Genomic DNA, 14,445 nt, shown 5'->3' with positions numbered 1-14,445 from the left:
CGCCGGGCCCACGGGACGGTGCTCCCCGAAGGACGTCAGTCCTCGTACGCGTCCAGCGGCGGGCAGGAGCACACCAGGTTGCGGTCGCCGAAGGCCTGGTCGATGCGCCGCACCGGCGGCCAGTACTTGTCCGCGGCGCTGACGCCGACCGGGAAGACCGCCTCCTCGCGGCTGTACGCGTGGTCCCACTCCCCGCCGAGCGCGGCGGCGGTGTGCGGGGCGTTGCGCAGCGGGTTGTCCTCGGCGGGCCACTCGCCCGACCCGACCTTCTCGATCTCCGCACGGATGGCGATCATCGTCTCGCAGAACCGGTCCAGTTCGGCCAAGTCCTCGGACTCGGTCGGCTCGATCATCAGCGTCCCGGCCACCGGGAAGGACATCGTCGGCGCGTGGAAGCCGTAGTCGATCAGCCGCTTGGCCACGTCGTCGACGCTGACGCCGGTCGCCTTGGTCAGCGGGCGCAGGTCGATGATGCATTCGTGCGCCACCAGCCCGCCGGGACCGGTGTAGAGCACCGGGTAGTGCGGTTCCAGGCGCTTGGCGATGTAGTTGGCGCTGAGGACCGCCACCTGCGTGGCCCGCTTCAGGCCCTCGCCGCCCATGAGCCGGACGTACGCCCAGGAGATGGGCAGGATGCCCGCCGAGCCCCAGGGCGCCGCCGAGATCGGGCCGACCCCGGTCTCCGGCCCCGCTTCGGGCTGCAGCGGGTGGTTCGGCAGGTAGGGGGCCAGGTGGGCGCGGACGCCGACCGGGCCGACGCCGGGGCCACCGCCGCCGTGCGGGATGCAGAACGTCTTGTGCAGGTTCAGATGGGAGACGTCGCCGCCGAAGTGGCCCGGCTTGGCCAGACCGACCAGGGCGTTGAGGTTGGCGCCGTCCACGTAGACCTGGCCGCCGGCCTCGTGCACCGCGGCGCAGATGTCGGCGACGTGCTCCTCGAACACGCCGTGCGTCGACGGGTAGGTGATCATCAGCACGGCGAGCTGGTCGCGGTACTGCTCGATCTTGGCGCGCAGGTCCTCGACGTCGACCTCGCCGTCGTCGGCGGTCCTGACGACGACGACCTTCATGCCTGCCATGACCGCGCTGGCCGCGTTGGTGCCGTGCGCGGAGGACGGGATGAGGCAGACCGTGCGCTGCTCGTCGCCGTTGGCGCGGTGGTAGCCGCGCACCGCGAGGAGTCCGGCCAGCTCGCCCTGGGAACCGGCGTTGGGCTGGAGGGACACCTTGTCGTAGCCGGTGACCTCGGCGAGCCGGTCCTCCAGCTCACGGATGAGCGTGAGGTATCCGGCGGCCTGCTCGGCGGGCGCGAAGGGGTGCAGCCCGCCGAACTCGGGCCAGGTGATCGGCTCCATCTCGGTGGTCGCGTTGAGCTTCATGGTGCAGGAGCCCAGCGGGATCATGCCGCGGTCCAGCGCGTAGTCGCGGTCGGCGAGCCGGCGCAGGTAGCGCAGCATGGCCGTCTCGGAGCGGTGCTGGTGGAAGACCGGGTGGGTCAGGAACTCGTCGGAGCGCAGCAGCGCGTCCGGCAGCGTGTCCCGCGCGGCGGCATCCAGCGCCTCGACGTCGCCGTCGACGCCGAAGGCCCGCCACACGGCCGTCAGCTGCGCCCGGGTGGTGGTCTCGTCGCAGGCGGCCGAGACGTGGTCGGCGTCGACGAGCCGCAGGTTGACGCCGTTGTCCCGGCCGGCGGCGACGACCTCGCCGGCCCGGCCGGGGACCCGCGCGGTCACGGTGTCGAAGTAGGAGTCGTGCACGATCTCGACCCCGCCGGCCCGCAGGCCCTCGGCGAGGATCACGGCGTACCGGTGGGTGCGCCGCGCGATGGTGCGCAGGCCCTCCGGACCGTGGTAGACGGCGTACATGCCGGCCATGACGGCGAGCAGCACCTGGGCCGTGCAGATGTTGCTGGTGGCCTTCTCGCGGCGGATGTGCTGCTCACGGGTCTGCAGCGCGAGCCGGTAGGCCTGGTTGCCGTCGACGTCGACGGAGACGCCGACGAGGCGTCCGGGCAGGCTGCGGGCCATCTTCTCCTGGACGGCCATGTAGCCGGCGTGCGGCCCGCCGAAGCCCATCGGCACGCCGAAGCGCTGGGTGGTGCCGACCGCGATGTCCGCGCCGAGCTCTCCGGGCGACGTCAGCAGGGTCAGCGCGAGGAGGTCGGCGGCCACCGTGACCAGGGCGCCGAGCTCGTGTGCCCGGTCGATGACCGGCTTGAGGTCGCGGACGGCACCGGAGGCGCCCGGGTACTGGAGCAGCACGCCGTTGATCTCGCGCTCGGCGATCTCGGCGGGGATGCCGTCGCTCAGGTCGGCGACGACGACCTCGACACCGGCCGGTTCGGCGCGGGTCCGGATCACGGCGACGGTCTGCGGCAGCGCGTCCGCGTCGACCAGGAACAAGCCCTTCTTGTTCTTGCCCATGCGCCGCGACAGGGCCATCGCCTCGGCCGCGGCGGTGCCCTCGTCGAGCAGCGAGGCGCCGGCGGTCGGCAGCCCGGTCAGCTCGGCGACGGTGGTCTGGAAGTTCAGCAGCGCTTCGAGGCGGCCCTGGGAGATCTCCGGCTGGTAGGGCGTGTACGCCGTGTACCAGGCGGGGTTCTCCAGGACGTTGCGCAGGATGACGGGCGGGGTGAACGTCCCGTAGTAGCCGAGCCCGATCATGGAGTCGAGCACCTGGTTGCGTCCGGCCAGGGAGCGCAGTTCGGCGAGCACCTCGGCCTCACTGCGGGCGTCCGGCAGGTCGAGCGCGTCGGTGTTCTTGATGACATCCGGGACGGCGGCGGACGTGAGCTCGTCGAGGGAGCCGTAACCGACCTGGGCGAGCATCTTGGCGCGCGCCTCGTGGTCAGGTCCGATGTGGCGCTGCTCGAAGGGTGTCCCCTGCTCGAGCTCTGACAGCGGAGTGCGATGGGCGGTCATTGCGGAGGCCTCCTGGTCTGACGACCTTCGTGGGGCACCACGGCACGGGTACCCGGACGGCCTCCCCCTCTGTCATCTCGACCTGAGAGCTTCACCGGATCGTCCGAAGACGCCCCGGCTTTCACCGTCGGTGAGAGCGGAAGCCGTCGACACCCGCCCTGCTTTCCAGAGTGACCTCACCCGTGCGGTACGTGGGCCTGAGAGATTCCGGGGAGGATTTGCTCCTTCGGCGCCTCCGATGGTGCCCGGAGGACTCTCCCGCACGGGGTCAGCAGCCGAAAGCCAGCGTACCAGCGGGGACACCGCACGGGCCTTCGAGTGGCCGCTGGACCGATTGTGCCGTTGTGTAGTGCTTACGGATGAGTGCGACCAGTGGAGGGCCCGTGCGAACCGACATCGACCCGCGCCACCTGATCGGCCGCAAGGCGTTCGACCGCGACGGACACCGGATCGGAACCATCGACGAGGTGTATCTCGACGACGCCACGGGTGTCCCCGAGTGGGCGGCGATACGCACCGGCCTGTTCGGCCGCGACGCCTTCGTCCCCCTGGAGCCCAGCGAACTCGTGGACGGCGCCCTCCACGTCCCCTTCGAGCGCGCCCTGATCAAGGACGCCCCCGACTTCGGCGTCGGCCGGCACCTGTCTCCCGAGCAGGAACTCCAGCTCTACCACCACTACGGCCTCGACGTCGCCGCTCCCCCGGCCCTGCCGGACCGGGACTTCGGCAAGCTGGCGGGCCAGGACGAACCGGCCTGACCCCGGTCCCGGCCTGACGGCACCGTGGCGCTCTCAGCCGGTGCCGTCCGCGGCCGGTGGGGTCCCGTCGTCCCCGTCGTCCTCTCTCCGCACCAGCGGGAGCGGGTCCGCCGGCCGGAGACCCGGGTCGTCGGTGCGGAAGGTCCGCACCCGGCCCGGCTGCGAACCGGGCGTCTCGAAACGCACCGTGACCCGGCCCAGCCCGCTCCCCTGCACCCACCCGTGCCCGAACTCCGTGTGCCACACGTCGTGTCCGGCGGGCCAGCGCCGCTCCGGCGGGTGCCGGTCCTCGGGGGCGGGCGTCGTGCCGGGCTCCTCGGGCGACGGCTCCTCCCGCTCCCCGGCAGCCTGAGCGAACAGGTCCTCCTGCGTGTAAGCGGCCAGCCCCGTGACGCCGACGCCGAGCAGCCGCACGCCGCCCGTGGTGTCGACGGAGTCCAGCAGCCGGGCTGCGGCCTCCCGCACCACCGCCGGGTCGTCCGTGGGCCCGCGGAGGGTCTCGGAGCGGGTGAGCGTGGAGAAGTCGTAGCGCCGCACCTTCAGCACGATGGTGCGCCCCGACAGGCCCGCGCTCCGCAGCCTGCGCACGCACCGGTCGGCGAGCCGCCGCACCTCCGTCCCGACCCGGACGCGGTCGTGGATGTCGACGTCGTAGGTGTCCTCCACCGACACCGACTTCGCCTCGCGCTCGGCCACCACGGGCCGGTCGTCGTGCGCCAGCGCCATGGCGTACAGGGCGTGACCGTGTGCCTTGCCCACCAGCCGGACCAGCTCGTCCTCGCCCGCCTCGGCGAGTTCCTGGACCGTGTGGATGCCGGCGCGCCGCAGGTGGTCACCGGTGGCCGGGCCGACGCCGGGCAGGGTGCGCACCGACAGGGGACCCAGCAGGGCCCGCTCGGTGCCCGGTTCGATGACCACCAGGCCGTCCGGCTTGGCCCGCTCGGAGGCGATCTTGGCGAGCATCTTGGAGGCCGCCAGCCCCACCGACCCGGTGAGCCCGGTGACCTCCCGGATGTCCGCGCGCAGCCGGGCACCGACGCGGCGCGCCGACGGTTCGTCCCACGCGGCCCCGGCGGCCTCCAGGTCCACGAACGCCTCGTCGAGGCTCAGCGGCTCCACGAGCGGGGACAGCGCTTTGAGCAGGCCCATCACCTGCTCGCTGAGCGATCGGTAGAAGGCGAAGCGCGGCACGAGGTAGGCGGCGTGCGGGGCGAGCCGGCGGGCCTGGGCCATGGGCATCGCGGAATGCACGCCGAACACCCGGGCCTCGTAGGAGGCGGTGGCGACCACCCCGCGCGGCCCGAGCCCGCCCACCACGACGGCCTTCCCGCGCAGGCTCGGCTTGGACGCCTGCTCCACCGAGGCGTAGAAGGCATCCATGTCGAGATGCAGGATGGTGGGCGCGGATCTCACGCCTTCGATGCTGCCCTACGCCACTGACAGCGACCTGCCCGGACCCGCCCCGCCGGGCGACCGGACCGGAGCGGGCACCGGCCCCGCGGCGTCGGCTCCCGTACCGGTCTCAGACGGCCCGGTTGCGCCGCCGGGCCAGCTCGTCGGTGGGGTTGTGCCCGACCAGCGTCTCCCCGGTGTCGACGCGCTCGCCGTGCAGCTGGGACAGCGCGCCCTCGACGTCCCGCCAGACCACGCCGACGGCGATGCCGAAGATGCCCTGGCCGCCCTGGAGCAGCGCGTGGACCTCGTCGGGCGAGGTGCACTCGTAGACCGTGGCTCCGTCGCTCATCAGCGTCATGCGTTCCAGGTCGCTGAAGCCTCGCTCACGCAGGTGCTGGACGGCGGTGCGGATGTTCTGCAGGGACACACCGGTGTCGAGGAAGCGCTTCACGATCTTCAGCACGACGACGTCGCGGAAGCTGTACAGCCGCTGGCTGCCCGACCCGTGGGCGGGCCGCACACTCGGTTCCACCAGCCCCGTGCGGGCCCAGTAGTCCAGCTGGCGATAGGTGATCCCCGCCGCCGCGCAGGCGGTGGGACCCCGGTAGCCGATCTGGTCGGACGCCATGGACGTCGCCCCTCCGCTGCCCGTCGCGGCGGCCGTCAGATGTCGAGCGTGATCGGCCGCACTGCCGTGAGGGGGGTACACCCCGCCCGAGCGGAGCCGAGAGCTCATGGGAGGGTACGGGCCGCTCGCCCCCAGTTCGGGGGCACCCCCAGCCGTACCGTCGCCGCTGCTTCTCACGCCGACCTCCGTCCTTGACCTGCCTCCTCGACGGTAGGCAGTCACCAAGGGTGCGTCAACGATCGCCACACTCGGCACGCCGAGTGATAATCACCCTAAGAGTGGTTTCCCGTGCCCCGTCGCGGGGAAAGGCTAGCCGAATGCTTTCCGCACGAGGCGTGTGACGCTCCCGAGCGGCACCTGGCACCCGGCGGGGGCCTCACTGACTGCTGGTGCCGAAGTCCTCCGGCGAGATCTGGTCGAGGAACTCGCGGAACTTCTCCACCTCGTCCTCCTGCTCGTCCGGGATGGCGATACCCGCGTCGTCGAGCACCGTGTCACTGCCGTAGATCGGCGTCCCCGTGCGCAGGGCCAGCGCTATCGCGTCGGACGGCCGGGCGCTGACCTCCACACCACTGGCGAAGACCAGCTCGGCGTAGAAGACACCTTCCCGCAGATCGGTGATGCGCACTTCCGTGAGCTCCTGTCCGACGGCCTCCAGCACGTCCTTGAACAGGTCGTGGGTCAGCGGCCGCGCGGGAGCCATGCCCTGCTGGGCAAAGGCGATGGCCGTCGCCTCCCCCGGTCCGATCCAGATGGGGAGGTAACGGTCCCCTCCCACTTCACGCAGCAGCACGATCGGTTGGTTGGAGGGCATTTCGACCCGGACACCTACGACATCGAGCTCGTTCACACAGCAACCCTAGGCCGTGCCCGGGATGTTTGGGTAGTCGGGCCGGGAACGGGTGAGCGATCCGGCCCCGCGAGCGGCGCAGCCTAAGGGACACGCACCCCGAGCGCCAGATGGACCAGCGCGGCGTGCAGCTTCACCGTGAGCCCCGCCAGTTCCTTCGTGCGGGCCTCGGCATGCGCCCTGGTCTGCGGATTGCGGTGGCGCCGGAGCGGGGCGACGACCTGGTCCACCAGCCCGGCCTCCCGGTCGGCGGCCGCCTTCATCGCCCTCAGATGGCGTGGCTCGATCCCGAACCGGCCCAGCTCGCAGATCAGCCCGGCGACGGTGACCGCCTCCGCGTCGTAGACGCCCTCCTCCACGGGGCTGAGGAGCCCGTACGACTCCCACTCCGCGAACTGCCGCTCGTCGACCCCCGCCGCCGCCAGCAGCTGTGCCCGGCCGATCCGGGCCGCCGTCGGCGCGTCGGCCACCGCCGGCTCGGCGCTCTCCCCGTCCCGCGGCCGGCCCAGGACCGGCAGCGGGGCGGCCCTGCCCGCCTCCACCGCATCCAGATGCTCCCGGATCACCTTCAGCGGCAGGTAGTGGTCGCGCTGCATGCGCAGCACATGGCCCAGGCGCTCGACGTCACCCGCGCTGAACTTGCGGTACCCCGACGGGGTGCGCTGCGGCTCGATCAGCCCCTCCGCCTCCAGGAAGCGGATCTTGGAGATGGTGACCTCGGGGAACTCCTCGCGCAGCACGTTCAGCACCGCGCCGATGCTCATCAGTCCGGTGTCCGCGGCGGCGGCGCCGTGTCCGGCACCGCCGCTCGGTGAGTGAGGCATGGACCTTCCCTCGGTCCCCGGGCCGCGGCCCGGGGACTCAGTAGCCCCGCTGGTTCGCGTAGAAGACCAGCCGGTACTTGCCGATCTGCACTTCGTCCCCGTTGGACAGGGCGACCTGGTCGATCCGCTCGCGGTTGACGTACGTGCCGTTGAGGCTGCCGACGTCGGCCACCGTGAACGAACCGTCCTGGCCCCGGCGGAACTCCACATGGCGCCGGGAGACCGTCACGTCGTCGAGGAAGATGTCGCTCTGCGGATGACGCCCGGCCGTCGTCAGGTCGCCGTCGAGCAGGAAGCGGCTGCCGGAATTCGGACCGCGGCGCACCACCAGCAGCGCCGAGCCCGCCGGCAGCGCGTCGACCGCCGCCTGCGCCTCGGGCGACAGCATCGGCATCTGCGTCTGCCCGGTCGCCTCCGCGTCGTACGCCTCCAGACCCGAGATCGAGATCGTGGACGTCGTCTCGGACGGGCGCTCGGGCGTGACCCCGGGCCTCAGCGGCGCGCCGCAGTTGGAACAGAAGCGGCTGTTCTCCGCATTGCGGTTACCGCACCTCGTACACACCAGGGCCGACATGGACGGATCCTCCTGCCGCGGCTGCCCACCGGGGGCTTCGGACGCGTACGGGCGGGAAAAGTCTCCACCCGTACCTGAGGTTGACGGTTGTCCGAAACCTATGCCGCCCTGCTGCGCAGGGTCAACCGACGGCGCGCCCTGACCTCCCCCGACGTCCTCGCCCGGAGCACCCACCTGGTCCCGGAACAGCGGACGGCGGCCCTCCTCGTCAGGCTGCGCGCGATGGCGAGAGGTCGCGTTGGCGTTGTCCTCTCGCGCGCTCTTGCCGAACAACTTCGCAAACAACTTCACGGGCGATTCCCCTTGACCGAAACAGACCCGCCCGTGGGGCAGGACGAACCCTGACTGAACACACTGGCCGACCCGGACATCCTCACAACGTCCGTATCCACCAGACAGTTTCCACCACGCACCGCCCAATCGGTGCGCCGACCCCCCGCAACCTCATGCCCTCGCCGGACGGGCCGCATGCACCCCCGCTTCACCGGGAGGACGACCGAGCGTAGTCAGGCCGCTTCGCCGCCCGCAAGGCATCCACGACGATCTTGGTCGACCTCTCCACGGTCACGGTGGCCTGTTCCTTCTCGAGAGTCTGCACCACGCCTCCAGGAATGTTGAGGGCCGGCTCGAGGTCCTGCGGCTTGCCGATGACCTTGAAACGATAGGGTGCGGTGATCTTGTTCCCGTCCACCGCGACCCCGTTGCCGGATTCCGTCAGATAGGTCTTGGCCACCACCCGCATGCCGTTCACCTGGATCGCCTCCGCGCCCGCGGCGCGCAGCTCCTGGATGGCGTCGAGCAGCATGTCCGCCTCGACCGCCCCCTTCGTGTCCTCGACGGTCATCGTGATGCCGGGGCCCTGGGCGGCCACGGTGCCCGCCAGGATGCCGAGTTGCCGTTCCTTCTCGGCCGTCTGCCGACGGGCCTCCTCGGCCTGGTCGGAACTGTTCTCCAACTCGTCGCGCTGCTCCTCCAGCCCCGCCTTCTCGTCCTCAAGACGCTGTGTGCGGTCGTCGAGTTCATCGAGGATGCGCACGAGGTCCTCCTGGCGCGCGCCGCGCAGTGCGCTGTCGCCGTCGCTGTTGGAGGCGACCTGGACGGCCAGGCCGAAGCCGAGGCCGAACAGCAGCAGGGCGACGATCAGCTGCGCCCGGGTCAGCCGCGGCGGCCACAGTCCCTTGACCAGCCGCTGCCGCCCGGTCAGGCCCGGCGCCGCCGGCGCCGCGTCGGCGTCCTGGCCGGCTCCGGACGCGCTCCCCGGCACTTCCTCCGGCAACTCCTTGCGGAGGCTGGTCGTCCGCTCGGCGGCGGGCTCCTCGCGTCCACCGTCGGTCGAGGTGGCCGCCCGTTCCCCGCCGGGCGTCTCGGGCGCGGCGGGCCGGTCGGCGGGGGCGGGCCCCTGGCCGGGGCGCGCCGAAGCGCCGTCCGGCTGTTCGCGGGGCTCGGTGCGGCCGTCGTTCCGGTCGTCGTTCTCGTGGTCCCGCTCGCGCTCGTTCATCGGCCTCACGCCCGGAAGACGTGCCGGCGGATCGCGGCGGCGTTGGAGAAGATGCGGATGCCGAGGACGACCACGACTCCGGTGGAGAGCTGGGCGCCCACGCCCAGCTTGTCGCCGAGGAAGACGATCAGCGCGGCGACGACCACGTTGGACAGGAACGACACCACGAAGACCTTGTCGTCGAAGATGCCGTCGAGCATGGCCCGCAGTCCGCCGAAGACGGCGTCGAGCGCCGCCACCACGGCGATCGGCAGATACGGTTCGACGACCGCCGGGACCTCGGGCCGGACCAACAGGCCGGCCACGACTCCCACGACGAGGCCCAGTACGGCGATCACGATGTGCCCTTCCCGGTTATCGGCTGTGCCGTTCGTACGATCACTCTCGGTGCTGCGGGCAGCCGGAGGTCATCCGCCGTGGAGAGGGCGGTCCGGATGCCGTAGTTCTCCTGCAGGGCGTGCAGATACAGCCCGTCGGCGCTGTTCTGGAACCGGTCGCTCAGCGCCGGTCCGTCCCCCACCGCGAGCACCGTGTACGGCGGCACCAGCGGCTTGTTGTCGACCAGTATCGCGTCTCCGGCGGCCCGGATCGCCGACAGGGCGGTCAGCCGCTGGCCGTTGATGGAGATCGCCTCGGCGCCGGACTCCCACAGTCCGTTGATCACGCGCTGCATGTCTCGGTCGCGGACCCGGCCGGTGTCGGAGAAACCCGAGGCCCCCCGCGGGTCACCGTCGCCGCCCGTGCCGGCGTCCTTGGCGTCGTTCACGACGAGCCGGACACCGGGGCCGTGCACCGGGACGGAGCCGGCGAGGAGGCCCACCAGGTGGGAGCGGTCGCCGCCGCTGTCCCGGAGCGCTTCCTGCCGACGGGCGTCCACGTCCGCGCGCAGTTCGTCGACCCGGTCCTCGAGCGCGTCGGCGGCGTCGGTCTCGGCGGCGATCCGGTCGATCAGTTCCTCGCGTTCCTTGGCCACGACGGGGGCCGAGACCCGGGCCTGCGCCGCCCCCACGGTCACGACCAGCGCCGCGAGCACGAGTCCCACGGCGAGCCCCAGCTTCGCCCTGAGGGTCTTCGGCAGGCCGCCTTCACCGTCGGCCTTCTTGCGCGCCGCGGCCTCGGCGTATCCGTCGTCGAGGCTGTGGTCCATGACGTTGGTGAGCAACGACATGGACGCGTCCGGGCGTGGCGGCCGCGTCGGTGTGCTCCGAACGGGGGGTTGCTGCGGCATGCGGGACATCGTCGCACGTCGCGACCGGTACTTCCGAACGGCCCTGGCCGGGTGCCGGACAGGCCCCCTTGAGGAGGCTTGTCCGGCACGCACGCATCCCGCCGGTTGTCCGCCCCGGCCGGCCGGCGCCCGGTGACGCCGGGCCCGGCGGGGGCCCGCTTCGCCTAGCGTCCGGCGCTGTCCACGACGGCGGACCATTCGTCGAGCAGCGCCTGGGCGGAGGCGTCGTCGGGGCCTTCCGCCCACAGGTGGGTGACCGCCTCGGCCGGGTCGGGCAGCACCATCACCCAGCGGCCGTCGGCCTCCACGACGCGCACCCCGTCGGTGGTGTCGACGGAGCGGTCCCCGGCCTCCTCGACGACGCGCCGCATGACCAGCCCCTTGACGGCCCACGGCGTGGCGAGGTCCCGCCGGATGACGTGCGCCCGCGGGATCCGGGCGTCGATCTGGCTGAGCGTCAACTGGGTGCGGGCGACCAGGCCGATGAGCCGGACGAAGGCGGCCGTGCCGTCGTAGACACTGCTGAACTCCGGGACGATGAAGCCGCCCTTGCCGTCGCCGCCGAAGATCGTCCCTTCCTCGCGGCCGACGCGGGTGAGGTCGTCGGGGGAGGTCGTCGTCCACTCGACCTGCGTGCCGTGGTACGCGGCGACCTGCTCGGCGATCCTGGTGGTCGTCACCGGCAGCGCGACCCGGCCGCTGCGGCGCTCGGCCGCGATGAGGTCGAGCATGACGAGCAGGGCGCGGTCGTCCTCGATGATGCGTCCCTTCTCGTCGACCAGGGACAGCCGCTCACCGACCGGGTCGAACCGCACGCCGAACGCGGCCCGGGACGACGCCACGATCTCCCCGAGCCGCACCAGGCCGGAGCGCCGCATGTCGGCGGACTCGGTCGGCCGGGACTCGTCGAGACCGGGGTTGATCGTCAGGGAATCCACGCCCAGCTTCCCGAGCAGGCTCGGCAGCACGAGGCCGGAGCTGCCGTTGGACGCGTCGACGACCACCTTGAGCCCGGACTCGGCGATGCCGGTGATGTCGACGTTGCGCAGCAGCGACCCGGTGTACGAGTCGAAGACGCTGGCGGGGAAGTGCAGGTCCCCGATCTCGCCGGGGAAGGCGCGCCGGTACTCCTGGCGGGCGAACACCCGGTCCAGCTTGCGCTGACTGCCCTGGGACAGGTCGGCGCCCTGCCCGTCGAAGAACATGATGTCGACGGAGTCCGGCACGCCGGGCGTGGTCCGGATCATGATGCCGCCGGCGCTGCCCCGCGCGGTCTGCTGCCGTGCCACGGGCAACGGCACGTTCTCCAGGTCCCGTACGTCGATGGCGCTCGCCTGCAGCGCGGAGATCACCGCACGCTTCAGCGCACGGGCACCGCGGGAGTGGTCGCGGGCCGTGGTGACCGTGGACCCCTTCTTGAGGGTCGTGGCGTAGGCCCCGGCGAGCCGCACGGCCAGTTCGGGGGTGATCTCGACGTTGAGGATGCCGGAGACCCCGCGGGCGCCGAAGAGGTGCGCCTGTCCTCGGGACTCCCAGATGACGGACGTGTTGACGAACGCGCCGGCCTCGATGGTCTTGAACGGGTAGACCCGCACATTGCCCTGGACGATCGATTCCTCGCCGATGAGGCACTCGTCGCCGATGACGGCGCCGTCCTCGATGCGGGCCGCGCGCATGATGTCGGTGTTCTTGCCGACCACGCAGCCGCGCAGGTTGCTGTGCGGTCCCACGTACACGTTGTCGTGGACGACGGCCTTGTGCAGGAACGCGCCGCTCTTGACGACGACGTTGGAGCCCACGACGGTGTGCTCGCGGATCTCGGCGCCGGCTTCGACCTTGGCGTAGTCACCGATGTACAGGGGCCCGCGCAGGTCGGCGTCGGGGTGCACCTCGGCTCCCTCGGCCACCCACACGCCGGGCGAGATCTCGAAGCCGTCGATGTCGACGTCGACCTTGCCCTCCAGCACGTCGGCCTGGGCCTTCACATAGCTCTCGTGGGTGCCGACGTCCTCCCAGTAGCCCTCGGCGATGTAGCCGTAGACGGGCTTGCCTTCCTTCATCAGCTGCGGGAAGACGTCGCCGGACCAGTCGACGGACACGTCGGCCTCGACGTAGTCGAAGACCTCGGGCTCCATGACGTAGATACCGGTGTTCACCGTGTCGGAGAAGACCTGACCCCAGGTCGGCTTCTCCAGGAAGCGTTCGACCTTGCCTTCCTCGTCGACGATGGTGATACCGAATTCAAGCGGGTTGGGAACACGGGTCAGACAGACCGTGACCAACGCACCCTTTTCCTTGTGGAAATTGATGAGCTCGGTGAGATCGAAGTCGGTCAGCGCATCACCGGAAATGACGAGAAAGGCGTCGTCCTTCAGTGCCTCCTCGGCGTTCTTGACGCTTCCGGCGGTGCCGAGTGGCTTCTCCTCGTTGGCGTAGGTGAGCTCCATGCCGAGCTCTTCGCCGTCACCGAAGTAGTTTTTGACGAGGGACGCGAGGAACTGGACAGTCACCACGGTTTCGTTGAGCCCATGCCTCTTGAGCAGCCGCAACACGTGCTCCATGATCGGCCGGTTGGCGACCGGCAGGAGCGGCTTGGGCATGCTTGAGGTCATGGGGCGAAGGCGTGTGCCTTCGCCTCCGGCCATCACGACGGCCTTCATGTCGGAAGCGTCCTCCTCGAAGAGACGACGGTCTGGCCGACGTCACCCGCAGAGATTGCCCCCCGCGGCATTACCCTGCGAGGCGTGGCGCAGCCGTGCGCGTACGAATCAGCGAGTTCAATCGGCCATGGCGTCCGCACGAACCAGACGGCGGACTTGTATCACGTAGAGAACTCCTGCCCACCAATACAGGGTTGTACCCCATCCGGCGAACGCCCATCCGAAAATGGCAGCGAGTGACGCGATCCAGCCGGATCCGTCACTGAGCAGGAGCAACGGGAACGCATACATCAGGTTGAAGGTGGCGGCCTTGCCCAGGAAGTTCACCTGCGGCGGCGGATAGCCGTGGCGCCGGAGGATGCCCACCATCACCAGCAGGACCAGCTCGCGGGCGAGGAGTACGGCGGTGAGCCAGAGCGGCAGAATTTCGCGCCAGGTGAGACCGACCAGGGTCGACAGAATGTAGAGCCGGTCCGCCGCGGGGTCGAGAAGCCGGCCCAGGTTGCTGATCTGGTTCCACCGTCGGGCCAGCTTCCCGTCCAGGTAGTCGCTGATGCCGCTCAGCGCCAGGACCAGCAGCGCCCAGCCGTCACTGTTCGGGCCGCCGAACTCGGGCCTGAGAATGAGCCACAGGAAGAGCGGCACACCAAGGAGCCGCGCCATGCTGAGGATGTTGGGGATGGTGAGGACACGGTCCGTCTGGACGCGTGTCTCCTGGACCTCCACCCGGGAGCCTCCTGTGGGAATGCGTGTCAACGATGCTCCATGACTTTACATCAACGCGAAAAAGCTCCGGCCCTCGGGCTGTATGCCCGAGAGCCGGAGCTCAAAAGGAGTTCGGCGGCGTCCTACTCTCCCACAGGGTCCCCCCTGCAGTACCATCGGCGCTGTAAGGCTTAGCTTCCGGGTTCGGAATGTAACCGGGCGTTTCCCCTACGCTATGACCACCGAAACACTATGAAACACTCAACCGCACCATGTGTGGCACATGGGGTTGTTCGTGGTTTCAGAACCAACACAGTGGACGCGAGCAACTGAGGACAAGCCCTCGGCCTATTAGTACCGGTCAACTCCACACGTTACCGTGCTTCCATATCCGGCCTATCAAC

Annotated in this window: 12 protein-coding genes, 2 rRNA genes and 1 riboswitch; of the genes, 1 reads left to right on the top strand and 13 read right to left on the bottom strand. The window is 70.5% G+C overall.

The window, feature by feature from the left end:
* Positions 1 to 35: 35 nt before the first annotated feature.
* Positions 36 to 2,921 carry an aminomethyl-transferring glycine dehydrogenase gene (gene gcvP, locus ACIRPP_RS00070; RefSeq protein ID WP_403636557.1) on the bottom strand — a complete coding sequence of 962 codons (2,886 nt, stop codon included), beginning with the start codon at positions 2,919 to 2,921 and terminating at the stop codon, positions 36 to 38.
* 175 nt (positions 2,922 to 3,096) lie between these two features.
* Positions 3,097 to 3,192: riboswitch (glycine riboswitch) on the bottom strand.
* A gap of 112 nt (positions 3,193 to 3,304) precedes the next feature.
* On the opposite strand from gcvP, the gene ACIRPP_RS00065 reads away from it, so the two are divergent.
* A complete protein-coding gene (locus tag ACIRPP_RS00065) occupies positions 3,305 to 3,679 on the top strand; it encodes a PRC-barrel domain-containing protein (RefSeq protein ID WP_403636555.1) in 375 nt (124 codons plus the stop codon).
* A gap of 33 nt (positions 3,680 to 3,712) precedes the next feature.
* Here the strand turns inward: ACIRPP_RS00065 and ACIRPP_RS00060 are convergent, their stop codons facing one another.
* From ACIRPP_RS00060 to ACIRPP_RS00005, 12 genes are all read right to left on the bottom strand, one after another.
* Positions 3,713 to 5,092 (bottom strand): DNA polymerase IV, encoded by a 1,380-nt coding sequence (locus ACIRPP_RS00060; protein WP_403636553.1) that lies wholly within the window; start codon positions 5,090 to 5,092, stop codon positions 3,713 to 3,715.
* Positions 5,093 to 5,201: 109 nt separating this feature from the next.
* Positions 5,202 to 5,879 carry a MerR family transcriptional regulator gene (locus tag ACIRPP_RS00055; protein ID WP_403636551.1) on the bottom strand — a complete coding sequence of 226 codons (678 nt, stop codon included), beginning with the start codon at positions 5,877 to 5,879 and terminating at the stop codon, positions 5,202 to 5,204.
* A 199-nt stretch (positions 5,880 to 6,078) separates the two neighbouring features.
* On the bottom strand, positions 6,079 to 6,552 hold the full coding sequence (locus ACIRPP_RS00050; protein WP_026253112.1) for a bifunctional nuclease family protein: 474 nt from the start codon (positions 6,550 to 6,552) through the stop codon (positions 6,079 to 6,081).
* An 83-nt stretch (positions 6,553 to 6,635) separates the two neighbouring features.
* Complete coding sequence (locus tag ACIRPP_RS00045) at positions 6,636 to 7,376, bottom strand: MerR family transcriptional regulator (protein ID WP_403636549.1); 741 nt, start codon at positions 7,374 to 7,376, stop codon at positions 6,636 to 6,638.
* A gap of 37 nt (positions 7,377 to 7,413) precedes the next feature.
* Complete coding sequence (locus ACIRPP_RS00040; RefSeq protein ID WP_403636548.1) at positions 7,414 to 8,370, bottom strand: FHA domain-containing protein; 957 nt, start codon at positions 8,368 to 8,370, stop codon at positions 7,414 to 7,416.
* Between the two features lie 61 nt (positions 8,371 to 8,431).
* Positions 8,432 to 9,448 carry a DUF881 domain-containing protein gene (locus ACIRPP_RS00035; protein ID WP_403636546.1) on the bottom strand — a complete coding sequence of 339 codons (1,017 nt, stop codon included), beginning with the start codon at positions 9,446 to 9,448 and terminating at the stop codon, positions 8,432 to 8,434.
* Between the two features lie 5 nt (positions 9,449 to 9,453).
* Entirely contained in the window at positions 9,454 to 9,786 is a 333-nt protein-coding gene (locus ACIRPP_RS00030) for a small basic family protein (protein ID WP_003988855.1), read from the bottom strand.
* Positions 9,783 to 10,616: a DUF881 domain-containing protein gene (locus ACIRPP_RS00025; RefSeq protein WP_403636544.1), complete on the bottom strand. Its 834-nt coding sequence runs from the start codon at positions 10,614 to 10,616 to the stop codon at positions 9,783 to 9,785. Before ACIRPP_RS00025 ends, ACIRPP_RS00030 begins: the two co-directional genes overlap by 4 nt.
* Before the next feature lie 224 nt (positions 10,617 to 10,840).
* Complete coding sequence (locus ACIRPP_RS00020) at positions 10,841 to 13,336, bottom strand: mannose-1-phosphate guanyltransferase (protein ID WP_164332415.1); 2,496 nt, start codon at positions 13,334 to 13,336, stop codon at positions 10,841 to 10,843.
* A gap of 117 nt (positions 13,337 to 13,453) precedes the next feature.
* Positions 13,454 to 14,062 (bottom strand): CDP-alcohol phosphatidyltransferase family protein, encoded by a 609-nt coding sequence (locus ACIRPP_RS00015; protein ID WP_192233920.1) that lies wholly within the window; start codon positions 14,060 to 14,062, stop codon positions 13,454 to 13,456.
* Between the two features lie 109 nt (positions 14,063 to 14,171).
* A 5S ribosomal RNA gene (gene rrf / locus ACIRPP_RS00010) occupies positions 14,172 to 14,288 on the bottom strand.
* 84 nt (positions 14,289 to 14,372) lie between these two features.
* Positions 14,373 to 14,445 (bottom strand): 23S ribosomal RNA (locus ACIRPP_RS00005); the annotation flags it as partial.

The sequence above is a fragment of the Streptomyces sp. NPDC101219 genome, assembly GCF_044767675.1.
Taxonomy (GTDB): Bacteria; Actinomycetota; Actinomycetes; order Streptomycetales; family Streptomycetaceae; genus Streptomyces.
The sequence above is the reverse complement of the archived record's forward strand: the minus strand, read 5'-3'. Positions and strand labels throughout refer to the sequence as shown.